Annotated in this window: 25 protein-coding genes; 21 read left to right on the forward strand and 4 right to left on the reverse strand. The window is 31.9% G+C overall.

What is annotated here, in order from left to right:
• Positions 1-95: 95 nt before the first annotated feature.
• The gene (locus tag H8707_RS06300; RefSeq protein WP_262429279.1) at positions 96-530 is read right to left on the reverse strand and encodes a Dps family protein; all 435 of its coding nucleotides are present in this window, start codon (positions 528-530) and stop codon (positions 96-98) included.
• 124 nt (positions 531-654) lie between these two features.
• On the opposite strand from H8707_RS06300, the gene H8707_RS06305 reads away from it, so the two are divergent.
• The 9 genes from H8707_RS06305 (at position 655) to H8707_RS06345 (ending at position 8,200) form a co-directional block, all read left to right on the forward strand.
• Positions 655-957: a winged helix-turn-helix transcriptional regulator gene (locus H8707_RS06305; RefSeq protein ID WP_262429411.1), complete on the forward strand. Its 303-nt coding sequence runs from the start codon at positions 655-657 to the stop codon at positions 955-957.
• A gap of 192 nt (positions 958-1,149) precedes the next feature.
• The gene (locus H8707_RS06310; protein ID WP_262429280.1) at positions 1,150-1,647 is read left to right on the forward strand and encodes an RNA polymerase sigma factor; all 498 of its coding nucleotides are present in this window, start codon (positions 1,150-1,152) and stop codon (positions 1,645-1,647) included.
• Entirely contained in the window at positions 1,634-2,290 is a 657-nt protein-coding gene (locus H8707_RS06315; RefSeq protein ID WP_262429281.1) for a zf-HC2 domain-containing protein, read from the forward strand. Before H8707_RS06310 ends, H8707_RS06315 begins: the two co-directional genes overlap by 14 nt.
• A gap of 152 nt (positions 2,291-2,442) precedes the next feature.
• On the forward strand, positions 2,443-3,267 hold the full coding sequence (gene vanW / locus H8707_RS06320; RefSeq protein ID WP_262429282.1) for a glycopeptide resistance accessory protein VanW: 825 nt from the start codon (positions 2,443-2,445) through the stop codon (positions 3,265-3,267).
• Position 3,268: 1 nt separating this feature from the next.
• Positions 3,269-4,324, forward strand: a complete 1,056-nt coding sequence (vanG, locus tag H8707_RS06325; RefSeq protein ID WP_262429283.1) for a D-alanine--D-serine ligase VanG — start codon at positions 3,269-3,271, stop codon at positions 4,322-4,324.
• On the forward strand, positions 4,321-5,067 hold the full coding sequence (locus H8707_RS06330; protein ID WP_262429284.1) for a D-alanyl-D-alanine carboxypeptidase family protein: 747 nt from the start codon (positions 4,321-4,323) through the stop codon (positions 5,065-5,067). The genes vanG and H8707_RS06330 overlap by 4 nt, the downstream gene beginning before the upstream one ends.
• Positions 5,068-5,074: 7 nt before the next feature.
• Positions 5,075-5,764, forward strand: a complete 690-nt coding sequence (locus H8707_RS06335; protein WP_394354647.1) for a response regulator transcription factor — start codon at positions 5,075-5,077, stop codon at positions 5,762-5,764.
• Entirely contained in the window at positions 5,765-7,096 is a 1,332-nt protein-coding gene (locus H8707_RS06340; RefSeq protein ID WP_262429286.1) for a sensor histidine kinase, read from the forward strand.
• Positions 7,097-7,174: 78 nt separating this feature from the next.
• A complete protein-coding gene (locus tag H8707_RS06345) occupies positions 7,175-8,200 on the forward strand; it encodes a threonine aldolase family protein (protein ID WP_262429287.1) in 1,026 nt (341 codons plus the stop codon).
• A 58-nt stretch (positions 8,201-8,258) separates the two neighbouring features.
• Here H8707_RS06345 and mnmA read toward each other — a convergent pair whose 3' ends face one another.
• Complete coding sequence (gene mnmA / locus H8707_RS06350) at positions 8,259-9,371, reverse strand: tRNA 2-thiouridine(34) synthase MnmA (RefSeq protein WP_262429288.1); 1,113 nt, start codon at positions 9,369-9,371, stop codon at positions 8,259-8,261.
• A 6-nt stretch (positions 9,372-9,377) separates the two neighbouring features.
• Positions 9,378-10,334, reverse strand: a complete 957-nt coding sequence (locus H8707_RS06355; protein ID WP_262429289.1) for a Gfo/Idh/MocA family protein — start codon at positions 10,332-10,334, stop codon at positions 9,378-9,380.
• Positions 10,335-10,604: 270 nt separating this feature from the next.
• Here H8707_RS06355 and H8707_RS06360 point away from each other — a divergent pair, with 270 nt between their 5' ends.
• The 12 genes from H8707_RS06360 to H8707_RS06415 all read left to right on the forward strand — a co-directional run bounded on the left by H8707_RS06360 (position 10,605) and on the right by H8707_RS06415 (position 22,803).
• Positions 10,605-13,433 (forward strand): sigma 54-interacting transcriptional regulator, encoded by a 2,829-nt coding sequence (locus tag H8707_RS06360; protein ID WP_262429290.1) that lies wholly within the window; start codon positions 10,605-10,607, stop codon positions 13,431-13,433.
• Between the two features lie 141 nt (positions 13,434-13,574).
• On the forward strand, positions 13,575-14,297 hold the full coding sequence (locus tag H8707_RS06365) for an N-acetylmannosamine-6-phosphate 2-epimerase (RefSeq protein ID WP_262429291.1): 723 nt from the start codon (positions 13,575-13,577) through the stop codon (positions 14,295-14,297).
• Positions 14,298-14,354: 57 nt separating this feature from the next.
• Entirely contained in the window at positions 14,355-14,828 is a 474-nt protein-coding gene (locus H8707_RS06370) for a PTS system mannose/fructose/N-acetylgalactosamine-transporter subunit IIB (protein ID WP_262429292.1), read from the forward strand.
• 15 nt (positions 14,829-14,843) lie between these two features.
• Positions 14,844-15,617 carry a PTS mannose/fructose/sorbose/N-acetylgalactosamine transporter subunit IIC gene (locus H8707_RS06375; protein ID WP_262429293.1) on the forward strand — a complete coding sequence of 258 codons (774 nt, stop codon included), beginning with the start codon at positions 14,844-14,846 and terminating at the stop codon, positions 15,615-15,617.
• 10 nt (positions 15,618-15,627) lie between these two features.
• Positions 15,628-16,434 carry a PTS system mannose/fructose/sorbose family transporter subunit IID gene (locus H8707_RS06380; protein ID WP_262429294.1) on the forward strand — a complete coding sequence of 269 codons (807 nt, stop codon included), beginning with the start codon at positions 15,628-15,630 and terminating at the stop codon, positions 16,432-16,434.
• A 25-nt stretch (positions 16,435-16,459) separates the two neighbouring features.
• Positions 16,460-16,912, forward strand: a complete 453-nt coding sequence (locus tag H8707_RS06385; protein WP_262429295.1) for a PTS sugar transporter subunit IIA — start codon at positions 16,460-16,462, stop codon at positions 16,910-16,912.
• Positions 16,913-16,929: 17 nt separating this feature from the next.
• On the forward strand, positions 16,930-18,204 hold the full coding sequence (locus tag H8707_RS06390) for a neutral/alkaline non-lysosomal ceramidase N-terminal domain-containing protein (protein ID WP_262429296.1): 1,275 nt from the start codon (positions 16,930-16,932) through the stop codon (positions 18,202-18,204).
• A 13-nt stretch (positions 18,205-18,217) separates the two neighbouring features.
• Positions 18,218-18,946, forward strand: coding sequence for an SIS domain-containing protein (locus tag H8707_RS06395; RefSeq protein ID WP_262429297.1), 729 nt, complete (start codon positions 18,218-18,220; stop codon positions 18,944-18,946).
• The gene (locus H8707_RS06400) at positions 18,909-20,312 is read left to right on the forward strand and encodes a sugar phosphate nucleotidyltransferase (RefSeq protein WP_262429298.1); all 1,404 of its coding nucleotides are present in this window, start codon (positions 18,909-18,911) and stop codon (positions 20,310-20,312) included. Before H8707_RS06395 ends, H8707_RS06400 begins: the two co-directional genes overlap by 38 nt.
• A 283-nt stretch (positions 20,313-20,595) precedes the next feature.
• The gene (locus H8707_RS06405; protein WP_262429299.1) at positions 20,596-21,360 is read left to right on the forward strand and encodes a glucose-6-phosphate isomerase family protein; all 765 of its coding nucleotides are present in this window, start codon (positions 20,596-20,598) and stop codon (positions 21,358-21,360) included.
• Positions 21,361-21,564: 204 nt separating this feature from the next.
• The gene (locus H8707_RS06410; RefSeq protein WP_262429300.1) at positions 21,565-21,957 is read left to right on the forward strand and encodes a zinc-ribbon domain-containing protein; all 393 of its coding nucleotides are present in this window, start codon (positions 21,565-21,567) and stop codon (positions 21,955-21,957) included.
• Positions 21,958-22,035: 78 nt separating this feature from the next.
• Positions 22,036-22,803: a J domain-containing protein gene (locus H8707_RS06415; RefSeq protein ID WP_262429301.1), complete on the forward strand. Its 768-nt coding sequence runs from the start codon at positions 22,036-22,038 to the stop codon at positions 22,801-22,803.
• A gap of 53 nt (positions 22,804-22,856) precedes the next feature.
• Here H8707_RS06415 and H8707_RS06420 read toward each other — a convergent pair whose 3' ends face one another.
• A complete protein-coding gene (locus H8707_RS06420) occupies positions 22,857-23,567 on the reverse strand; it encodes a C40 family peptidase (RefSeq protein ID WP_262429302.1) in 711 nt (236 codons plus the stop codon).
• Between the last annotated feature and the right edge of the window lie 84 nt (positions 23,568-23,651).

Below are 23,651 nucleotides of genomic sequence, written 5' to 3' on the forward strand. Positions count from 1 at the left end.
TATAAAAAAGGTCACTGGGAATAGTGAACATGCCCCTGCCAAGTAGACAGGGGCATGTTCATTTCATCAACGACCCAAAAATTCATTATACTTATTTACTTTAGAATAGACCTAGCAAACCATAGATTCTTGCTGAAATCTGCCACATAATCTTCAAACAACATAACAGTTTCAAAATCACCTGCTTCGTCAGCAGCATTTCTGATTTCAGTAGCTAACTTACGCATCAATTCAAAATCGCTCATTACTAATTCCCAAGATTCTTTAATAGAAAAATCTTTTGCATTTATTTCTTCAATGCTTGCATTTTCCAGATATTCTTTCATTGTTGATAGAGGCATTTCATTTTTCATCTTTAACAATTCTGCAACTTCGTCATAAGCTTCAAACAGATTGTCGTAAGCCTCTTCGGTAAATTTGTGAACTTCCATAAATTGTAATCCTGCTGCATTCCAGTGGATATTATGCAGTTTAACGTTCAAAACCGCCAAATTTGCTAAATATTTTTGTAATAAATCTAAATGTTTCATAAATAAACCTCCTCAAGTTTTTAAATATTTTTTCTCATTCACTAAACTATATATAAATTATATGATATAATGTATGTTACAAAAAGGCACAAATTTGTTAGTAGGAGTGATGGATTTGGAAAATATGATATCCAATGGATTTCAAATAGTACATGATTTGATAAAATTGAGATGGGTATCAGAAATATTGAAATCAATAGATTTGGGAAATCATCGTTATAGTGAAATTCTAAAAAGTATTCCATATATAAGTCATACGGAATTGAATAGGAAATTAAATATTCTAATTGAAAAAAATGTTATAGAGAAAGAATCTAATGATAACAATACTCTATATACATTGAAGAATTTTGGCAAGGATTTGGTTCATATATTTAACCATTTTGAGGATCTAGAGGAAAAATACTTTAATCAGAATATCCAATAGTTCCTTGATATTTGAAATTATAGTATTAGCAATTACCTCAAATTTTTTATCGAAATAATACAATGATATTTTTAAAAGTAACATACCACCCGAAAAATATTTAGTCCGGGTGGTATGTTATATAATAAAATAAAAATAATTTGTAACGTTTTTGATTTTCATAAGTTATATAGGTGAAGGTGGGTGAAAGGCATGGACTTCGAGGAAATATACAATCTGTACTTCAAAGAAGTATTTTTATATATAAAATCCATATCGCAAAATGAGAGCATGGCTGAAGAAATAACTCAGGAGGCATTTTTTAAAGCCATAAAGTCTATTGATACCTTCGATGGATCTAAGGATATTCGTGCTTGGCTGTTTACAATTGCGAAAAATACCTATTACTCATCTTATAAAAACAACAAAAAACAAGTAGATTTTGATTCAATAGGGGACATAGCCGATGTAGGTGTCACCATATCAGAAAATCTTATGAATGAAGAAGATGCCTTAATCATCCATAAATTTATTCATACTATGTCAGAACCTTATAAAGAGATTTTTTTCCTAAGAGTATTTGGAGAATTGCCGTTTGAGAAAATAGGCATGATATTTGGGAAAAGTTCCGGATGGGCAAGAGTAACCTATCATAGAGCAAAGAAACAAATAATGGAATATATGGAGGGGATGAATGATGAAAGAAATTAATTGCAATATCATTAGAGATATTTTGCCTCTTTATGTTGATGACGTAGTAAGTGATGATACAAAACAAATGGTAGAGGAGCATTTAAGAAATTGTGAAGAATGTAGTAAAGAGGCTGAACTAATGAAGCATAAGGTCTATATTCCGGCTGAAAAGGAAGCTCCCATAATTAAGAATTTCAAAAAGAGCTGGAGAAATAAAAAATTAATTATTTCAGGATTATCAATATTGATTACAGGGTTAATTTTATTTGGTGCTTTCAGCTTTGTTTTTTATTTTGATAGGATTATACCCTATTCGGAATCCCTAATTAAAATTGAAGAACAAGATAATATGCTTGTATCTCATTATTATGGAAAGGGATATTATTCTGTAAATGCTACTAATCCTATGAAAGTGAACATTGATGGGGAAGAAAAAAATATTATATTACTTTATTATACTGTAACTATTGCTGATTCTCCTTCAGGAAAGTTGGTTAATGATAAAAAAGAACGTGTGGAACAAAACTTCATTTTTCAATTAGGAAATAAAGATACTGTGGATGCTGTTTATTATGGAGAATTTGATTCTAGTAAAATATTTAGGAATGGGAATAATTGGGATAAGGTGTTGGAAAATTCTCAAATAATATGGGAGGAATAAAATTAGTGTAATGTCATTGATAAAGTTAAAAGCTTTATCAATGACATTTTTTTTCATTTTTTCTTTGACAATTCTTTGATTTTTCAAGCCATGAATGATTGATTTTATATTATAAAGTTAAATCATAAGATTAAATAATTTATGGAGGGCTTATGAAAAAGAAAAGAATAACACAGATTTTCCCATTTCTTATTCCTATAAGAAAGCTGCAACGAAAGATATTTTTCTATATGGGAATGAAATTGGATTCAAATAGGTATTCTAAAAGAATATCTGATGACACATTTGAATATAAAATTTTTTCTACCAAGTCAAAGATGATTAATCCTAAAAGCGGATTTGATATTAAATATCAAATAAACAAGGTGGATAATCTCAAACTGGTTGCAAACACCATCAACAAAATTGTCATAGAACCTGGTGAAACTTTCTCGTTTTGGATGCTTGCAAGGAAGGCGGAAAAATACGGAAGCTATAAGGACGGATTAGCAGTAGAAAATGATAAAGTTATAAATGTGAAAGGCGGAGGACTTTGTCAAATAAGCAACCTCTTATTCTGGATATTTTTGCATACACCTTTAACTATTGTAGAAAGACATCCCCATTCAGCAGAGACATTGCCACCTCCGGGCGGAGATATACCGGAAGGTGTAGATGCTACAATTGCGGAAGGTTGGAAAGATTTGAAGGTTAAAAATGATACAAAGGATAGATTTCAAATCTTAATCGATTTTGATGAAGAATACATTTATGGAGGTATCCTCAGTGACGCTAAACAAGATATATACTATAGAGTTAAAAGTGAAAATCTAAAATATACAAGAGAAAACGGTAAAATCTATAGATATAACGAGGTATATAAGCTTTGGTACAATTCCAGCGACAATTTGCTTAGAAAAGAACTAATCCTTAAAAATAAATATGAAATTCAATATGATGTAGAGTCTGAATTGGGAATCATTATAGGGGGAAATTAAAATGTCAAAAATAAGAGTAGGAGTAATATTTGGAGGAGCATCATCAGAGTATGAAGTGTCCTTAAAATCTGCTTGTTCGATTTTAGCAAATCTGGACAATGGAAAATATGATGTTATAAAGATTGGGATAACTCGTAAAGGACAATGGCTTAGGTATTATGGTGAAATAGAAAGGATAGAGGATGACACTTGGTATTTAGAAGATAGTTGCAATCAGATTTTAATATCACCCAATAAGATGGATAGCGAAATAATTGAAATAAAAAATGATATATTTATTCGTAGAAAGGTCGATATTATATTTCCGGTACTTCATGGTAAGAATGGGGAGGATGGAAGTATTCAAGGAATATTTGAAGTTGCCGGAATTCCATATGTGGGCTGCAATGTAGTTTCAAGTTCAATTTGCATGGACAAAGATTATGCACATAAAATTGTGGATAAGGAAGGCTTTAGAGTTCCAAAAAATTTAGTTATCAACAGTGAAGTTGATACAGAAAAAATAAGTGAATTTTTAATGAATATGGATTTTCCAATTTATGTAAAACCTGCTAATGAGGGATCATCCATAGGAATTACTAAGGCATCAAATAAAGACGAATCGTTTACTGGGATTGGAGAGGCCTTTAAATATGATAACAAGGTTGTCCTAGAAGAAAATATTGATGGATTTGAAGTAGGATGTGCTGTTATTGGAAACGATGATCTAATAGTTGGGACGGTAGATGAGATTGAATTTTCGGGATGGCTTTTTGATTATAAAGAAAAATATACTTTAATTCATTCTAAAATTCATTTGCCGGCTAGAATTGATAGAGCTTTAACAGAAAAAATCAAAAAAACAGCTATAGGAATATATAGAGCTTTGGGATGTACCGGTTTAGCAAGGGTGGATATGTTTTTAGACAAGAATAACAACATAATATTTAATGAAGTAAATACTATGCCCGGTTTTACTACAGGGAGCAGGTTTCCAAATATGCTATTACACTCCGGAATGAAATACAAAGACATGTTAGACAAATTGATTGAGCTGGGATTGGAGAGAAAACAATGAAAGAAATCATATTGAGAAGAAAAGACATCTACAAAGGGGACTTGATACTAATCAATAAGAAGTACCCCATTAGAATCGATGAAGCTGAGATAATAAGGGATTTGACAGAATTTGATGATAATTATGAGAAACATTTGTTGAATAAAAAGGTAGTTAAAGTTCTAAAAGAAGTATTAAATACAATCAACTCTGAAGAAAAAATCGTTCCAGTAAGCGGCTTTAGATCTAGAAAAGAACAGTCGGATCTATATGATACATCCATTAGGGAAAATGGACTGGAATTTACAGAAAAATTTGTGGCTAGACCTGATGAGAGTGAGCATCAAAGTGGCTTGGCTATTGACTTGGGAGAAAACAAAAAGGACATAGATTTTATTTGCCCTGATTTTCCTTATTATGGGGTGTTTAATGAGTTTAGAGAAGCAGCAACACAAAATGGCTTTATAGAAAGGTATAAGAAAGATAAAGAAAGCATAACTGGGATTTCACAAGAACCATGGCATTTTCGCTTTATCGGATTTCCCCATAGTGTTATAATAGAGGAAAAGGGATTTGCCTTAGAGGAATATCACCAATTTATAAGAAAGTATAATTCTGTTGATAACTCCTTAAAGTATAAAGATTATCAAATATTGTTTGTAAAATCAATTGAGGAAATTCAATCGATTTATATTGAAGATGATTTAAAATATAATATATCCGGAAACAATATTGATGGTTTTATAATTACACTAGGTGGGTGATGATTTGATTTACAATATTTTAGTTTGTGATGACGAGAAGGATATAGTCGATGCAATTGAAATTTATCTTAAAAGTGAAGGATACAATGTGATATGTGCATATGATGGCATGAATGCCTTGGAAGCTATTGAAAGCAATGATATTCACTTAATAATCATAGATTTGATGATGCCAAAGCTTGATGGAATATCAGCAATTTCTAAGATTAGGGCGGAGAAGAATATACCCATAATTATTCTCAGTGCTAAGAGTGAATATACGGACAAAGTATTGGGGCTTAATGTTGGCGCAGATGATTATATTACAAAGCCTTTCAATGCCATTGAGCTTTTAGCTAGGGTAAAGTCAAATTTGAGAAGATATACAAGCCTTGGCAGCATGCAAAAAGAAGAGGATGTGTTTGAAGTAGGAAGAATTACACTAAATGACAGGACAAAAGAGGTTAAACTTGATGATAATATAGTCAGTCTAACACCTAATGAATATGGTATACTAAAGCTATTGATTAAAAATAGAGACAGGGTATTTTCTTCAAATGAAATATATGAATATGTATGGGATCAACCTGCCTATAATGTCAAGAAGATTATATCGGTACATATCAGCAACCTTCGCAGCAAGCTGGAGATAAACCCCAGAGAACCTGATTATATAAAATCTGTTTATGGTATGGGGTACAAAATTGTAGGTGACTAAATGAATAGAAATATTAGTAGAAAATCCAAGATAAAATATATCCTAAATAATATGTATCTTGAGCCATTGTGTTTGTATTTCATATTGTTTTTTACTGTAGGAGCTGTAATTCTAAGGGCAGTGGTCTATATTATAGGCGGAATATTTCTGCCTTTTTTTAGGATATTATTTGGGGATAACCTAAGTAAAATTACAAGATTGGTAAAATTTTTTATATCAACAGAGGTAATAATTATAATTGGAGTAATAATTGTATTTATTATTATTTTAAATAAAATCATCAAAAAAAAGTTTTTTAAGTCCCTATTACTCTACAATATATTTAAATACCATAAAAGTGATTTTAAAGTATATAAAGGCATTATTTTACCTTTTCTGTTTTCTATAATATTAATATTATATTTTTTTCTGATGTTTTTAAGTGAAGTTGACATTTTATACCTATGCTTGTTCATCTTTACCCTTCTAATATCCATTACATTGCTAAACTATGCTGAACAGATAAATAAGATAATGTACAGCATAGATAATATTGCCAAATTGCAAAAGACTGATATTTCATATATAGGTTCTTTTGGTTTTACTCTGGAAGCCGTAAATATGTTGAACAATATAGACCAAAATATCTCTGAAACCATTGAAAGTCAATTGAAATCGGAAAGGTTAAAAACGGAACTTATTACAAATATTTCTCATGATCTCAAAACTCCATTAACTTCCATTATAAATTATACGGATTTATTGAAGAATTTGGATATAAAGGATAGCACTGCATTGGACTATATAACAGTTTTAGATAGAAACTCTAAAAGACTAAAGGTATTGATAACGGATTTAGTAGATGCATCCAAGACGGAAACCGGGAATGTAAATATAAATCTTAAAAAGTTGGAATTGAATGAGTTGATCTCACAGATCTATGGAGACTTTGATTCATTATTTAATGAAAAGGAAATCACATTTGTATTTGACCCACAAGAGGATATCTATGTTTTAGCTGATGGGGATCATCTGGGCAGGGTGCTTGAAAACATCTTAGGAAATGCATATAAATATACACAAGAAAAAACTAGGGTTTATGGAGCTGCAAGGCGAGAAGGAGATTTTGTAATATTTAGTTTGAAAAATGTTTCTAAAGAGAAATTGAATATTGAACCTGATGAGTTAATGGAACAATTTGTAAGGGGTGAAAGGTCTAGACATACTGAAGGCAGCGGCCTGGGATTGTATATAGCGAGAAATTTGATGGAATTAATGAATGGAGAGCTATTGTTATCAATAAATGGGGATTTGTTTGAAGCAAAATTAGTCATACCAACATTCAACAAATAACAAATAACAATGCACAATGCACAATGCACAATTCACAATTTATATAAACAATAATATAAACAAACGGAGGTAAGGTATATGTACAGCTTTAGAAATGATTATAGTGAAGGGGCACATCCCAGAATATTGGAATTACTTAATAAATACAATCTTGAGGCAAATATAGGCTATGGGGAAGATATTCATAGTGATAGGGCAAGAAAATATATTAAAAAATTGATTGGAAAAGATAATGTGGATATTCATTTTATACCGGGCGGTACACAAACCAATATGCTGGTTATCTCATCTTTTTTACGCCCGCATCAGTGTGTGATAGCAGCTGATACAGGACATATCAATGTTCATGAGACCGGAGCAATAGAAGCCACAGGGCATAAGGTAGTAGCAATGCATTGTAAGGATGGAAAACTCACACCGGAAATTATACAGAGAGCACTAGACCGTCATACTGATGAACATATGGTACAGCCAAAGATGGTATATATATCGAATTCAACTGAACTGGGCACCGTATATTCAAAGCACGAATTAAGTGCTATTAATGACAAGTGTAAAGAGAATGGATTATTATTATTTTTAGATGGGGCAAGGTTGGGTTCGGCTTTGACTTGTAAGACTAACGATTTAGATATAAAAGATATTGCAAATCTAGTAGATGTATTTTATATTGGCGGAACAAAAAATGGTGCATTGTTGGGAGAAGCATTAGTAATCATTAGAGAGGATTTAAAAGAAGATTTTCGCTATCTGACAAAACAAAGAGGAGCTATGGCGGCTAAAGGATTTATCTTAGGAATTCAATTTGAAGCATTATTCCTAGATGATTTGTATTTTGAGTTAGCAAGACATGCAAATGAGATGGCTGAAAGATTAGCGTCTATCATTGATGAAGCTGGATATAAGTTTTACGCCGAGCCATGTACCAATCAGGTATTTGCAATATTTCCGGATGTGCTGTTAGAAAAGATGGGAAAGGAATTTATATATGAATTTACAGATAAAGTAGACGAAAATAACACTGCAGTACGTTTTGTAACATCATGGGCAACTAAGATTGAAGCTGTAGAAGCCTTAAGAGAATTTTTAAATAAGAATAGATAAAATAGTGGGGATGAACCCCACTATTATTGTGTTTATAATCAAATAGTCAAATGAATTTTTAATTATTCAAATATAAATATTTTTTCTCCATAGGCTCTATGGATTTTATGATAGATCCACCCAGACATACTTCATCTTGATATAAGACAGCTTGTTGTCCCGGAGTCACAGCTTTGACGGGATTGTCAAATGCTATATGAAGATTTCCATCATCCAGCATATTTACAGTAACAGGTATATCTGCTTGCCTATACCTGAATTTTGCAGTACATTTTAACGGAAATTCGGGAGCTTCTTCCAATATCCAAGAAGGCGATTCCCCTACTAATGATTTGGCAAATAATGCAGGGTGGTTTTCTCCTTGAGCTACATAAAGTATGTTTTTCTTCAAGTCTTTGCCTACAACAAACCATGGCTCACCGGTACCTATACCTCCTATTCCTATGCCTCTTCTTTGTCCTAAAGTATAATGTATAAGCCCGGTATGCTTTCCGATTTTATTTCCATCTACATCAATTATATCTCCTTCTTTTGTGAGAAGATATCTGTCTAAAAATTCATCAAAATTTCTTTCTCCGATAAAACAAATACCGGTGGAATCTTTCTTTTTAGCAGTATATAAATTATGCATTTCGGCCAATTCACGCACACTTTTTTTATCCAGATGTCCAACAGGAAAGATGGTCTTCGACAAAGCCCTTTGCCCAATCCTAGCAAGGAAATAGCTTTGATCTTTGTTATTATCTTCTCCTCTTAATAGATAATATTTTCCATCTCTTTTTTCAACTTGGGCATAATGCCCCATTGCAATATAGTCCGCATCAAGCTTTAACGCATAGTCTAAAAAAGCGTTGAATTTAATCTCTTGGTTGCACATTACATCCGGATTGGGTGTCCTGCCTTTCTTATATTCATCTAAAAAATAGGTAAATACTGTGTCCCAATATTCTTTTTCGAAGTTTACGGTATAAAAGGGGATTCCAAGTTGATTTGCCACCCTTCGTGCATCGCTTGCGTCTTCAGTTGCAGTGCATACTCCGTCTTCATCTTTCTCATCCCAATTTTTCATAAAGAGGGAGATTACATCATATTCTTTTTCTTTAAGCAATAGTGCACAAACCGATGAGTCGACGCCTCCACTCATACCCAATATTACTCTCTTTGTCATCATTACACCTTATTCTTTTCGTAAGTTTAATAATCTATCCATTATTCTCATGTTTCTTATAGATTCTTCTGCATCAAGTTTAGGTTTTCTATTATTAAGTATAGCATCTGCGAATTCTTCTACTTCTAATGCATAACGTTCGCACTTCTCAACAGGTATATCTTTTCTACCTTCATTTGTAATAATTGTAATAAAACCGGCATCGTCTAAAAAAGTATCCGGAATTTCAATCAAGCCTTTTGTTCCTATTATTTCGGAGTACATTCTATTAAAAGCATTGAATCCGGAGTTTATGGTTGCTATAATTCCATTATCATATTTTAACACTCCTGTGAACATTACGTCTACACCGTCTTGATAAATATATTCTGCTGAGACAGAAATTGGCTCCTTATCTGTTACCATGCCTACAAAGTTGAGGGGATAACATCCAACATCATAGATAGATCCGCCACCCAATTCGGGTTTCATTTTGATAGTATTTTCTCGATCCAAAAAGAATCTAAATGTGGAGTTTATATATTTAATATCTCCAATGACTCCACTATCAAGTACCTCTTTAACCTTCTTACTTTTATCAGTAAACCTGTACATAAATCCTTCCATAAGGTTCACATTATTTTTTTTGCAAGTTTTGACCATTTCCGTACTTTCTTCTGCATTAAGAGCTATAGGCTTTTCACACAAAACGTGTTTTCCTTTATTTGCTGCTTTAATTACCCAGTCCTTATGAAGTGAATTTGGCAATGGAATATATACACAATCTACATTAGGGTCATCTAAAAGCTCATCATAGCTCGTATAGGTTTTTACCACACCAAATTCCTTTTTACATTGCTCCAGTTTTTCTTCATTCCTGGATGCAATAGCGTAGAATTCTGAATTTGGTGCCATCATTATAGCAGGGATACCTGAAAGTCTTGCAATTCTGGCATATCCTAATACACCCCATCTGATTTTTTTCATGAATTAACCTCCTAAAATTATACTAATAATAATTATACCCAACATTAACATTATAGCATAAGAAAAGCAACTCAAATATTTTATATAGCCTATGTAAAAAGTTCTCTATGTAATCTGCAAGGCATTACCACCTTTTATAAAAAATGTAATTTGACTATTGACGAAAATTCATATTATAATCTTATTAATAATGGCGATAATATAACTTAATATCTGGTAAGAGAGTTTAAAAGAAAGTTCTATTAAGCTGAAGTGCTTGAGGTGATTATTTTGTCTACCAAATTAAATATTTATTCAATAGTTGAAAATTTAAGTAGTCAATATACAATGAATGATATTAAAAACAATATCATAATTGGGTTTTCTGCCGAAGAAATTGGGTGTAAATTGGGCATTAAGAGGAACACAGCAAGTGCAGAGTTAAATAAATTATATAACGAAGGATATTTAATAAAAATCAAAGGTAAACCTGTTAGATTTATAGCTAGGGAGTCTATTGAACGGATACTTAATATAGATTTGAATTATACTAATCAAGGGTTAGAAGTATCCAATATTAACGATATTATTAATTTAAATGATTCAATTAACGATATCGTTGACAATGAATTAACATCAAAGGATAACGTATTTACTTCATTAATAGGATATAATTCCAGTCTGTTCCCACAAATTGAACAAGCAAAAGCTTCAATATTATATCCAGGGGGATTAGATACTTTAATTACAGGACCTAGTGGAGTTGGCAAGACATATTTTGCTGAATTAATGTACGAATACGCAAAATTTAGAAATATAATAGACAATGATAAACCTTTTGTTTCGTTTAATTGTGCTGAATATGCAGACAATCCGCAATTATTGGTTAGCCATTTATTTGGACATGTTAAAGGAGCATTTACTGGAGCAGATGATGATAAAGAGGGGCTAGTTGAAAAGGCAAATAATGGGATATTATTTTTAGACGAAATTCATCGATTGCCTGAAGAAGGTCAAGAAATACTTTTTTATCTCATGGACAAAGGCATCTATAGAAAGATGGGAGAAACAAAAGGAGATAGAAAGGCAAAAGTACGTATTATTGGTGCAACAACAAAGGATCCTGAATATACCTTCCTAAAAACATTTTTAAGAAGGATACCAATTATAATAAGAATTCCTTCGCTAGATGAAAGACCCTTGGAAGAAAAATACCAATTGATTATAACCTTTTTCTCTGACGAGGCTGAAAGGATCGGAAAGAAAATTGTATTAAAAAGGGATGTACTAAGAACTCTTTTACAAACTAAATTTGAAGGCAATATTGGAGAATTAAGGGGAGAGATTCAATTTATCTGTGCTAGAGGCTTTATAAAATCTATACAGAAAGATACAGGCAGTATAGTAATTGACAATCGTTCATTTCTTGGAAAGGTAAAATATAATATAAATGCTTCAAATGCAGAGATTGATTTAACTTTAAAAATCCTTAAATTTGAAGATGAATTGGTAATTTCTCCAATCAAAAATAAAAAGAGAATCGGAGTATCTAATTTTGAACAGAAGACAATTTATGACAGGCTGGAAAGCAATTACAACTTTTTAATAAAAAATGGTCATTCACAAAAGGATGCTTTAGATAACCTCATAGGAACAGTGAATGATTATTTTAAGGATTTACTTATTAAATTTGAAAATATAGAAGAAGCAGAAATAAATTTATTAAGGATAATTCCGCAAAATATTTATAATATAACAAATGAATTTCTATTATTGGCAGAAAAGGAATTATCAGAACATTATGGGAAGGACATATTGCTAAGTTTATCTTTACATATTCAATCATTTATTGAAAGAAGCAAAACTCACAAGCCCATAAATAATCCTAATTTAGAAAATATAAAAATAAATTATCCTGAGGAATTTATGTTATCTGCAAATTTTATAAAACAAATATCCGAGTATATGGATATAGAATACTCTGAAGATGAAGCAGGGTTTGTTACAATGTTTCTAAATACAGCAAGTAAAAATGTACGAGGGAAAATTGGCACAAATACTTTGATAATATTGTTAAGTCATGGATTAGGAGTTGCAACTTCTACAAAAAAATTGATTAATCAATTAATGGGAGATAACATAATAGAAGGAATAGATATGCCAATTGATATGGGTGCAAAGGAATTATTAGCGAATGTAATAAAGTTAATAGATAAATATGGCAATATTCATAAGTTATTGTTAATGGTTGATATGGGGTCTTTATCCGATTTAGCTGAGAAAATTTGGATTCATTATGATAAAAGGATAGGGGTAGGAATAATTACGGGGGTAAATACTCTTATGCTGCTAGACGTATCAAGGAAGGTATACTATACAAATACATCGATGGATAAAATTATTGGGGAAGTTAATTATTCTGATTATTTAAAAGTTGGACACTACCCTTTGATTGAAAATGGTAAAAAAAGAATAATTGCATCATGCCTAACTGGAATTGGTACTGCAGTTAAAATTAAGGAAATGTTGGAAGATATTATCCATAAAAATATTAAAAAGGAATTAGCAATAGATGCAATTGAATTTAGTAACTTAAAGGAAAATAAAAATCTTGAAAATGTAATTTGTATAGTAGGTACATTTGACCCACACATCAGCTATATACCGTTTATTCCATTAGAGGACTTACTAAGCGGTAGGGGCATAGATTTAATCAATGAAATGTTGAAGGAAAATGAAATGACCACTATAGAAGATAGCATATCTAAAAATAGTATTATTCAATCATTGTCAATGGATTTATTGATTGATTATCTAACATTTTTGAACCCTGCTAAGACTATAGAAATATGTACAAGATTTTTAGAGCAGATTGAAAGAACATTGAATATTAAATTTGATAATCCTGTTACTTTAAGATTTATTATTCATACTGCATGCATGATAGAAAGAATAATTTCAAATGAAGAGGTTTTAAATACCTACAGTGAGCATTTTATAAAAGATTCAATGGAATATAGTGCAATAGATAAAAATATCCGTGTAATCAATAATAACTTTAGGATAAATGTGCCAGATACAGAGATTTCATTTTTATATGAGATTTTATTTACAAATTAAATATTGGAAATAAGAACTTTCGTACTTTTATGCGAAAGTTCTTTTAATTTAGATATTCGACACATTACCGACACGTTGTTGGCATATTATTTGCAATAAATAATGCTAACGAAATTAAATTGAATAATCTGGGGGTTGGTCATGAATTCAATGATGAATAATTTGAGAAATGGACTTATTGTTTCTTGTCAAGCTTTCGATGGGAATCCATTTTATGGTCCAGAGGATATTTTTAAATTTGCATTATGCGCTCAAATGGGAGGTGCTGTTGGTTTAAGGATATCGTGGCCAGAAAATATTAAATATATAAAATCAAAACTTGATTTACCCATAGTCGGAATCAATAAAAAGTCTGTTGACGGTAAATATGATTCTAGGAACAATATAATAATCACTCCAACGTATGAGGATGCTGTTGAAATAATAGATGCAGGGTGTGATATAGCAGCGTTAGATGGTAGGTTAATAGCCGGAAGAACTTATGATGAACTAAAAGAAATAGTGGTCAAATTAAAAAAAAGTTATCCGAATATTTTATTAATGGCAGATATAGCGACCATAGAAGATGGATTGATTTGTGCAGAAATTGGTTTTGATATACTATCTTCTACTTTGTCAGGATATACACATGAAAATTTGCACATATATGACGGTCCAGATTATGAGATAGTTAAAGAATTGAAAACGAAAACAGATTGTTATGTAAATGCTGAAGGAAGGATTTGGGAGTTATCTCATCTGGATAAGGTCATGGAAATGGGAGCTGATACAGTCACCATAGGTTCTGCTATTACATATCCACATCTTATAGCAGAAAGGTTTAATACTAGATTTGTTGAAAATAGAAGCAAGTTTTATTTATAAGAATCTGTTCAATTAACAAGCGGGATATAATACTTTACGTGAAAGGAGGTGTGAAAAGTGGCAATTGTTGTAGCAAGAATAGATGATAGACTAGTTCACGGACAAGTAACTACGAACTGGGTTAGATCTAATGATATTCAAGTAATAGTTGTAGTAGATGATAAACTTGCAACTGACGAAATTCAAATATCTGTTTTAAAAATGGCAGCTCCATCAAATATCAAATTATATGTTCTGCCAGTTGATAAATTCACAGAAAAATATAAAGCAGGAATCTTAGATAAGTATAGAATAATGCTAATATTTAATAATCCATTTGCCCCGCTTAAGTTGATTGAAAGTGGTATCAAAATTAATTCTGTGAATATAGGAGGGATGCGTTTTAAAGAAGGAAGAAGACAATTGACAAAATCTGTTTCAGTTACTGAAAGAGAGGCGGAAGCTATCAGGAGTATTATTAGCCATGGCGTAGAAGTTGAACATAGACAGTTACAAACTGATACAAAGGTTTATTTAAAAGATATTCTATAAAAGGAGGGTAAATTTATGTTGTTAAATGCTATTTTGCTAACTATAGTTGCTTGGCTATTAGCACTAGAATATATGAACGGTCATTTTGGATTTAGCAGGCCGCTTGTAGCAGCTACGATTGTAGGTGCATTACTGGGAGACGTAAAAACTGGCATTATAATAGGCAGTTCGCTACAATTAATATTTATGGGTATGACCGGTATAGGTGCTGCTGTTCCACCGGATGCTGTAATAGGTAGTGTTATTGCTACTGCATTTTCAATTTTGGCTAATCAAAGTGTCGAGGTTTCTCTATCCTTGGCAGTTCCTGTTGCTGTTGCGTCTCAAGCACTGGATATATTTGCAAGGACTGCTACAACAGGTTTAATGCATGTGGCTGACAAGGCAGCAGAGGAAGAAAATTACAATAAAATTGAATTAACACACTATCTTGGAGCATTAATAACATTTGTTCGTGTTGCAATAATAGTATTTCCAGCTATATATTTTGGAGTAGAAGTTGTAGAAAATCTTATTTCAGCAATACCATCTTCAGTCTTAAGGGGACTGGAGGTAGCTGGAGGAATATTACCGGCAGTTGGATTCGGAATGTTACTTACTATGTTAGACGTTAAAAAATTAAAACCATTTTATTTTATAGGTTTTGCGTTAGCTACATTCGGAGGATTTAGTTTAATAGGAGTAACAATGTTAAGCTGCTGCATAGCGTTGTTATTTGACTATTTTTCAAAGAATCAAAAACCCTCTGATGATACTGTAGATGAATTAGATAAATTAATGAATAGTTAGGAGGGAAAACATGGACGCTAAGATAACTAAAAAGGATTTAAATAGAGTTGTTAGACGTAATATAATCTTTCAATTATCGTGGAATTTTGAGCGTATGCAAGCTTTGGGTTATTGTTATACTATTTTACCAATTCTTAAAAAACTATATAAAAATAATCCGGAAGGATTAAAAAAGGCAGTTCAAAGAAATCTTGAATTTTTCAATACTCAGCCTTATATGGCAGCACCTATATTAGGAATAACTTTGCCAATGGAGGAAAAATTAGCAACAGATGGCACGATAGATCCAAGTACTATTAGTGCAGCGAAAATTGCAATGATGGGACCGTTAGCAGGTGTTGGAGATTCGTTATTTTGGTTTACGATATTTCCTATTTGTGCAGGTATAGGCATCTCACTTTCAGAAGGTGGAAATATACTTGGTCCTATTGCATTTTTGCTTCTATTTAATATATTTAACTTAGGAACACGTTATTATGGTGTAGTGAAAGGATATGAGTTAGGAACTAATTTTATAGGAGAAATTACAAGTGGTTCAGTGATGCAAAGAATTTCAGACGCAGCTACTATATTAGGGTTAATGGTATTAGGTGTGATGACAGCTACAATGGTGTCCGTTCCTTTGGGTTTTGTAATTGGAAAAGGTGATCAAGCAATGTCTTTGCAAATGATTTTAGATGGCATAATGCCAAACCTAATTCCACTTGGAATTACTTATTTGGTTTATAGACTAATTAAGAAAGGTAAATCAGTTACTAAGATTTTGTTTGGAATCATTATCTTATCCATTTTAGGAGCGATGGTAGGTTTATTCTAGAATAATCATAAAAAGGAGAGGTATTGTGATAGGTATAATTATAATTAGTCATGGCATATTGGCAGATGGACTTTTAGAATCATCTAAAATGCTATGTGGAGAAAGTGCAGGCGTAGTATCGGCAAAGTTGGAGCCAACTGATTCACCGGATATGTTTCGTAAAAAATTAGAAATTGCAATTGAAAAAGTTGATGAGGGAGAAGGAATACTGATATTAGCCGATATCCCAGGAGGAACTCCAGCAAATCAAGGCGTTCTTTTACAAAAACATAGAGATGATATAGAGGTAATTACAGGAGTAAATGTGCCTTTGTTAATAGAAGCCATAATGATGCGAGGCAAAATGTCATTACCCCTCCTTTTAGAACATTTGCTTAATGTAGGGAAGGAAAGTATTGAAAGCCCTATGTCTAAATTAGATAAAGAAAGCAATTTAAAAAATAGTGACGATCAATTAGATCAATTAATTACCGGATAATTAAAGGGGGATAAGACATGGCCAAGCTGGGTTTTTCTCAGGTTGATATAACACCACCAATTGGTACAACACTTTCAGGATATGAGTGTGAAAGGATATCCGAGGGGGTACATGATGAACTTTTTGCTAGAACTTTATTGATAGATTTCGAGGGAGAATTATTTTGTATCGTTCAAATGGATTTAATTGGAATTGATGAACATTTTATAGAAAAAATATTTCATAGAGTTAAAGACTTAGGAATCAAAAAAGATAATTTGATTGCCTGCACAACCCATACACATTCTGGACCAAAGGGTATTTTTGATGAAACAAGTATTTTAGATGAAGAGAGCTTTGGATTTTATAATTATGAATTGGTTTCAGATTATGTCAACAAGGTAGAAAAATGCATAAGAGCAGCATTCGATGATATGATGCCTCTTGAAAGGATGGAAGTAGGAAGTTCATATGTCCAAGGGATTGGGTCGGAGAGGCATGTAAATACTGAGGGCGATGGCAGGGTATTTGCGATGAAGTTGATAAGAGAAGATGGCAAGAAGGTACTATTATATAATTTCTCTTGTCATCCAACTATTCTGCACCATGATAATTTATTAATTTCTAGTGACTTGCCCTATGGGGTTTTGAAATATTTTGGTAATTCCTATGATATGATAATGTTCACAAATGGAAGTGCTGGGGATATAAGCACCAGATTTACAAGACAAAGTACTACTTTTGAAGAAGTAGATAGGATTGGAAAGGAATTAGGAAAAGCCATTGAAAATGCGATAAAGGATCCTATATACTCAGGCAGTATTAATTACTTTAAAACAAAAAGATATAGGGTTTCTCTAAAATTCAGAGATATCCATTCAGTAGAAGAAGCGAATAGGAGGCATCTAGATGCTATAAAAAAGGTTGAAGAGGCTAAGATAGCTAATTTACCTCCAAGTGAAATGAGGTTGGTTGAATCATTATTTGAGGGAACCTCTAGGGATCTTAAGATTGCCAAGACTATGAAAAGACGTGAGTATTTAGAATTAGAAATAAATATATTTAGAATTAATGATTGGAATTTTATTACTATACCAGGGGAAATTTTTTCGAACCTGTCCAAACCAATAAGAGAAACTGATAACAATATTATTTTAGGATATACAAATGGATATTATTTATATTTCCCAGATGAAAAAGCATGGGAGAAAAATTACTATGAAGCTTCCTCTAGTTATGTGAAAAAAGGTGAAGGTGAGAGACTGGTATCAATAATCTTAAGTAAGTTGAACGAGGACTTTTCCAATAATTAAGGAGGGATTTAACTTGATAACAAAAAAATATTTAGATTTCGTAATGTCAAAGTTTGAAGAAGTACAGGAAAAAGAAACTGAAAATATAGACAAAGCAGCTGAACTTGTAGCAGAATCTTGTAAAAAGGATGGTCGCTTTTATGTATTTGGTTCCGGACATTCCCATATGATTGCAGAAGAGATTTATATTCGAGCAGGAGGATTGGCGTATGTAAAAGGAATATTGCCGCCTGAATTGATGCTGCATGAAATGCCCAATAAAAGTACCTATTTAGAAAGGTTAGATGGTTATTCAAAGGCGATTCTAGATTTATATAAAATTGATGAAAATGATACTATCATGGTTATATCCAATTCTGGTAGAAATAATGTTCCGGTTGAAATGTGCCTATATGCAAAGGAAAAGGGTGCAAGTGTTATTGCCTTAACATCGCTTAAACATTCAACTCAAGTTGCTTCAAGACATGAAAGTGGAAAAAAGATTTATGAGATAGCTGATATTGTAATTGATAATTGTGCTGAAAAAGGTGATGCAGCTTTCTATATTGACGGATTTGATATACCAACTGGTCCAACATCAGATACTGTTGGGACTGCAATAGCACAAGCTATTATAGTTGCAGTAATAGATAAATTGGTTAAAGAAGGGATAAAACCACCTGTTTTCATGAGTTCAAATGTTGATGGAGCTGATAAATATAATGATGAACTATTTGACAAATACTATGGATATTGGAAATAAAGATAAACTAAGAGCAATTATATTGGCCGGTGGGAAGGGAGATAAAATCTTTCCATATAACTCAAAATGGCAAAAATCATGTCTTACTATAGGGAATGTACCAAATATAATTAGAATAATCGATCAACTAGAGAAGGCGGGGATAGAAGATACGGTTGTATTAGTCGATTATCTGGATACTCAAGTAACCTATAATCTTAGAGATTATAAAAAGGTAAAAATTGTTAAAACATCACCCAATACGATTAGAAATGATATTTATAATGGTATTGGTGATAAAGATGCCATAATTTATTATGGAGATGTATATGTTTCCGATGAGGATATAAACAATTTATTATTAACATTTATAAATCAGGGAAGTTGCATATTGTTAGAAAAAAAGAATAATAACTTTAGATATAGCGATTATATCTGTGCAAATGAAAAAGATGGAATTATAAGAAGTATATATGGACATCCTAGAGAGCATTATGTAAATTCAAGAATAGGTGGTGTCTTTGCTATAGAAAATAGTTTGAGTGAGTATATTAGGTATTGCCCCGAAACATTCTTAAATGTACCTGTAGGTGGGATGCCGCCAACTGAATTCTTTTTAGAACAATGTATAATGAATGCTATTGAAGACCATAAGGAGATTAGTGCTGTTTATGTAAACAGACCGATTGTCGATATGGACTTTCCTTGGGATATATTATTTGCAAATGAGAAATATTGCATTGAAGAAGTAGGTAAATTAGAGGAAAATAAAATCGGTATAAACGTTCATATAAGTGATAAGGCAAAGATAAATGGGAAATTGTATATTGGAGATAATTCTATAATTGGAGACAACGTCCTTATAAAAGGTAATTGCTTTATAGGAGATAATACAATTATCGAAAATGGAGTAATAATTGAAGAAAATTGTGTTATTGGTCATGACTCTATAATAAATGATTATTGTAAAATACTCTCTAATACCGTAATTGGGAATCACAATAAGATTGGATTTACGGCTGAAATATCAGGTGTGACATTTGATAGGGTTTCTATGGTTCACCATAGCCAAATATTTGGTGTTGTCGGAAGAGGTACTGATATTGCAGCAGGCTGTCAGGTTGCTATTATGAGATTTGATGATTTAGAAAATCCAAATCGTGTGGGAAACAAAGTATATAACAATAGATTTAGCAATGCTGCTTTTCTCGGAGATAATACTAGGACTGGAATAGGAAATATTTTTTATCCGGGGGTTAAAATTGGAAGTAATTGTGCTCTAGCTCCTGGAGCAGTAATACAAAAAGATGTTCAGAATAACAAGATTGTTTTTGTAAACCAAGATTTAATAATTAAAGATTGGGATAGTGATAGGTATGGTTGGTAATCTTAAAATGATCCCAATCCGGTTTTTTTACGTGTACAATTTTCGAATCAATATTCCATTGATATTATGGAAAGAGGTGTTAGTAAAGATAATGGGTTAGAACGAACCAATATGCTGATTATATAACCCAAAATTCCAACAATTACGATGGGGTTAAAGAAGTTATTGATAAATTTATTCTTTAGGCTTAATAGGAGCGGAATGGAGCCATGGTAATTAATTCAAAACAGATCACTAGAGCACTATAATAAATAATTTATATGAAAAATAAGGAGGCTATACAATGTTAATTGACTTATCATTTCCAAATTCCATATTAAAAGTAAAGTATAATGATAAAGTTAACAAATTAGTTTGCGACAGAGATTTAATTATAGAGGAAGAAGCAGTAAGAATGTTGTCTGATATGAATACACTATTCAGGGATTTGAATCCCGATTTTGAAGATGAACCTTTATACTATATGATTAATGGAGTTTGTTATCCTGAACATAAAGAATTATTTGATAATTACAGATTAAAGTATGAGTATACTGTATTATTGCCGAAATTAATAGGAGGAGAATTTCTAAAGGCTCATGGGCATATCCATTATGCTAAAACAGATCCAGATAAAAGTATAATGGAGTTTATGGAGGTAATACATGGAAAAGGTGTGTTTCTTTTATTTTTGCCGAGTAATAAAGGATTTGAAGTAATAATTGTGAATGTAAAACCAGGAGATCGATTTATTGTTCCAAAGGAATACTACCATTTAACTATAAATACAGGCAGCGAACCTTTTATATTTAGTGATATCATATCAAATGTATCCGGTGGAGATTATAGCCTTTTAAAAGAAAGAAAGGGGGCACCTGTTTTAATGTTTAAAGATAGTAAGGGTGGCATCAGGTTAGATTGGAATCATAATTATTTACCTATAGAGAAAATAACAATTTGCGACGCAGATTCAATTCCTTGGGATCAACCGTTTACTATTGATGGACCATTGTATGAAGATTTTTTATCCAGCCCAGATAAATATAGAATATTGGCTAATCCCTATTAATATATGAATATTTAATATAAAAGCAAACAATAGATCTGGTAATGGCTAGCAATATATGCCATTACCATTTTTAAATAAGCAAATTTCTAGTAGTCATAACGTCCAAAGTCTATTATAATGTAAATAAGTATTGATGTGTTATAATCTTTCTTAATAGGTTAGATTAATTTTATTTGATAGAAAATATAGTTAGGAGAATTTGTTATGAATTGGTTAAAGAAGTTTATGCAGGGACGATATGGTGGAGATCAGTTATCATTAGCTTTATTAGTACTTTCTATTATTTTGTCATTAATAGGCGGGTTATCTAAAATAACCTTTATAGCTGTGCTTAGCTACATACCTTTGGTGATAAGTATTTTTAGAATGTTTTCAAAGGATATATCCAAAAGGAGTATGGAGAATTATAAGTTTTCAATGGCTTTTAGCCCTATTTACAAGAAGTACTTAGGCCTTAAAAATCGCATCAAGGATCGAAAAACTCATAAATATATTAAATGTCCAAATTGTAAACAAAAGTTACGTGTACCAAAAGGAAAGGGCAAAATCTTAGTTACGTGTTCAAAATGCAATCATAAATTTTATAAAAAAAGTTAAATGGGATGATTCAAGGGTCAATTGTTAACTCTGACGCGTGAATTGTTACAAGCTATTTTTAAAAAGGCGAGGTTAATTATGGAAATGTTAAGGAAAATTCTGGGAAACATTCTATATGGTATAGGCAAAATCATATCTGTTGTATTGGATATAATTATTGGAGTTACAGGTTTTATTGTATCATTTGTAGTTAGCGTAGGAAGGGGGATACTAGGACTAATAAGTGCGGGAGGCTGTTTATTTTTTTTCCTTCTGGGGCCATCCCTTTTATTTAATCCTGCAATACTTTTAATAATATCCATGCTTATTATAATTCCTTTTCTTGGAACAAAGTTTGTTTCTTTTCTTAAATATGCAAAATATATTGTAACTGAATATCTATTTGATAGGGCAAGATATTTAAAAGAAGGAAAGAAAGGCAAGTACAAATCATTCAACGAATATGGCAATAAATATCGAAGAATGGAAGAGGAAAAGTGGAGAAAAGAACAAGAACGAAGACAGGAAGAACAACAAAAGCAATGGGAAGAAAAGTTCAGACAATGGCATGAATATCAAAACACTCAAAACACCGGAGGCTACTCCTATGGAGGCTATCAGCAGGGTCAGACATATTATAATCCTACTGATGAATTCAAGAAAAAGTACGAAGAAAGTTGTGATTTGTTGGGTTTAGATTATGATACGGATATTTACAAAGTAAAATTAGCTTATAGAAAGAAAGCTAAGGAAAATCATCCGGATTTAAACAAATCCCCTGATGCAACAAAGATATTTCAAAAGATTAATGATGCTTACGAATTTCTAAGTGAAGGCAATATAGAAAGATATAAAAAAATGAAGTAGAATGTGTTGACTTATCCGATAGCTTGTAATTTTAAGCTATCGGATAAATTTTTTTAATAGACTCTTCTTCCGTATGAAAGGTGGTTATTATAATAATTATCTAATTCAGAGATAATAACGCCCTTTCCTGTAGAGCTTGCATGTATAAACTGATTATTTCCTAAATAAATTCCGGCATGGCTTGGACCCGATTTGTATGTATTGCTAAAAATCAATAAGTCGCCTATTTGTACATTTGCCTTTTCTATCTTGGTACCTGCTTGGGCTTGATCTTGTGATGTTCTGGGAAGTGATATGCCATTTTGTGAGTAAACAAAACTTGTATATCCCGAACAGTCAAAGCCAGATGCACTTGTACCACCAAATACATAAGGAACTTTCAAGTATTTCTTAGCAGTGCTAATTATAGAAATTGTTTTGCTGCGTCTACCTTCATCGCTTCGAGACGGTGATGATGTAGCATTTATCAAAGTTTTGTACGAATTAGGTCCAAATACTCCATCTACATCCAATCCTTTATTCTGTTGGAAGTCCATAACTGCTTTTTTAGTTATATCTCCATAATATGTAGTAGTATCTTCATTTTTAAAGTAACCTAAATCCTTTAGGCATTGTTGAAGTACCTTTATATCATTATTTTGCATACCTTCTTTTAGAACTTCATCACCCAAAGCTGCAAAACTGGGGCTTGTCCCAATAGTTAACATCCCTGCTAAGGCAATAGAGATTATTTTTCTTCTTGTAGTATTTACTTTTATAGTCAAAGTAACATCCTCCTTTGCTTTTTGTAAGTTGTTACTTAATAATAATACAACAAATTAATCTAAAATGGAAGAGAAAATTGTAAC

The sequence above is a fragment of the Paratissierella segnis genome (genome assembly GCF_014385195.1).
Classification (GTDB): domain Bacteria; phylum Bacillota; class Clostridia; order Tissierellales; family Tissierellaceae; genus Paratissierella; species Paratissierella segnis.

Bases quoted from the DNA above. Each gene is read 5' to 3' on its own strand.
- H8707_RS06330 (WP_262429284.1), top strand. From the start codon at position 4,321: ATGAAAGAAATCATATTGAGAAGAAAAGACATCTACAAAGGGGACTTG.
- H8707_RS06365 (WP_262429291.1), top strand. From the start codon at position 13,575: ATGAATTCAATGATGAATAATTTGAGAAATGGACTTATTGTTTCTTGT.
- H8707_RS06340 (WP_262429286.1), top strand. From the start codon at position 5,765: ATGAATAGAAATATTAGTAGAAAATCCAAGATAAAATATATCCTAAAT.
- H8707_RS06415 (WP_262429301.1), top strand. From the start codon at position 22,036: ATGGAAATGTTAAGGAAAATTCTGGGAAACATTCTATATGGTATAGGC.
- H8707_RS06380 (WP_262429294.1), top strand. From the start codon at position 15,628: ATGGACGCTAAGATAACTAAAAAGGATTTAAATAGAGTTGTTAGACGT.
- vanG (WP_262429283.1), top strand. From the start codon at position 3,269: ATGTCAAAAATAAGAGTAGGAGTAATATTTGGAGGAGCATCATCAGAG.
- H8707_RS06305 (WP_262429411.1), top strand. From the start codon at position 655: ATGATATCCAATGGATTTCAAATAGTACATGATTTGATAAAATTGAGA.
- mnmA (WP_262429288.1), bottom strand. From the start codon at position 9,371: ATGATGACAAAGAGAGTAATATTGGGTATGAGTGGAGGCGTCGACTCA.
- H8707_RS06390 (WP_262429296.1), top strand. From the start codon at position 16,930: ATGGCCAAGCTGGGTTTTTCTCAGGTTGATATAACACCACCAATTGGT.
- vanW (WP_262429282.1), top strand. From the start codon at position 2,443: ATGAAAAAGAAAAGAATAACACAGATTTTCCCATTTCTTATTCCTATA.
- H8707_RS06375 (WP_262429293.1), top strand. From the start codon at position 14,844: ATGTTGTTAAATGCTATTTTGCTAACTATAGTTGCTTGGCTATTAGCA.
- H8707_RS06345 (WP_262429287.1), top strand. From the start codon at position 7,175: ATGTACAGCTTTAGAAATGATTATAGTGAAGGGGCACATCCCAGAATA.
- H8707_RS06405 (WP_262429299.1), top strand. From the start codon at position 20,596: ATGTTAATTGACTTATCATTTCCAAATTCCATATTAAAAGTAAAGTAT.
- H8707_RS06300 (WP_262429279.1), bottom strand. From the start codon at position 530: ATGAAACATTTAGATTTATTACAAAAATATTTAGCAAATTTGGCGGTT.
- H8707_RS06410 (WP_262429300.1), top strand. From the start codon at position 21,565: ATGAATTGGTTAAAGAAGTTTATGCAGGGACGATATGGTGGAGATCAG.
- H8707_RS06310 (WP_262429280.1), top strand. From the start codon at position 1,150: ATGGACTTCGAGGAAATATACAATCTGTACTTCAAAGAAGTATTTTTA.
- H8707_RS06400 (WP_262429298.1), top strand. From the start codon at position 18,909: ATGAACTATTTGACAAATACTATGGATATTGGAAATAAAGATAAACTA.
- H8707_RS06315 (WP_262429281.1), top strand. From the start codon at position 1,634: ATGAAAGAAATTAATTGCAATATCATTAGAGATATTTTGCCTCTTTAT.
- H8707_RS06355 (WP_262429289.1), bottom strand. From the start codon at position 10,334: ATGAAAAAAATCAGATGGGGTGTATTAGGATATGCCAGAATTGCAAGA.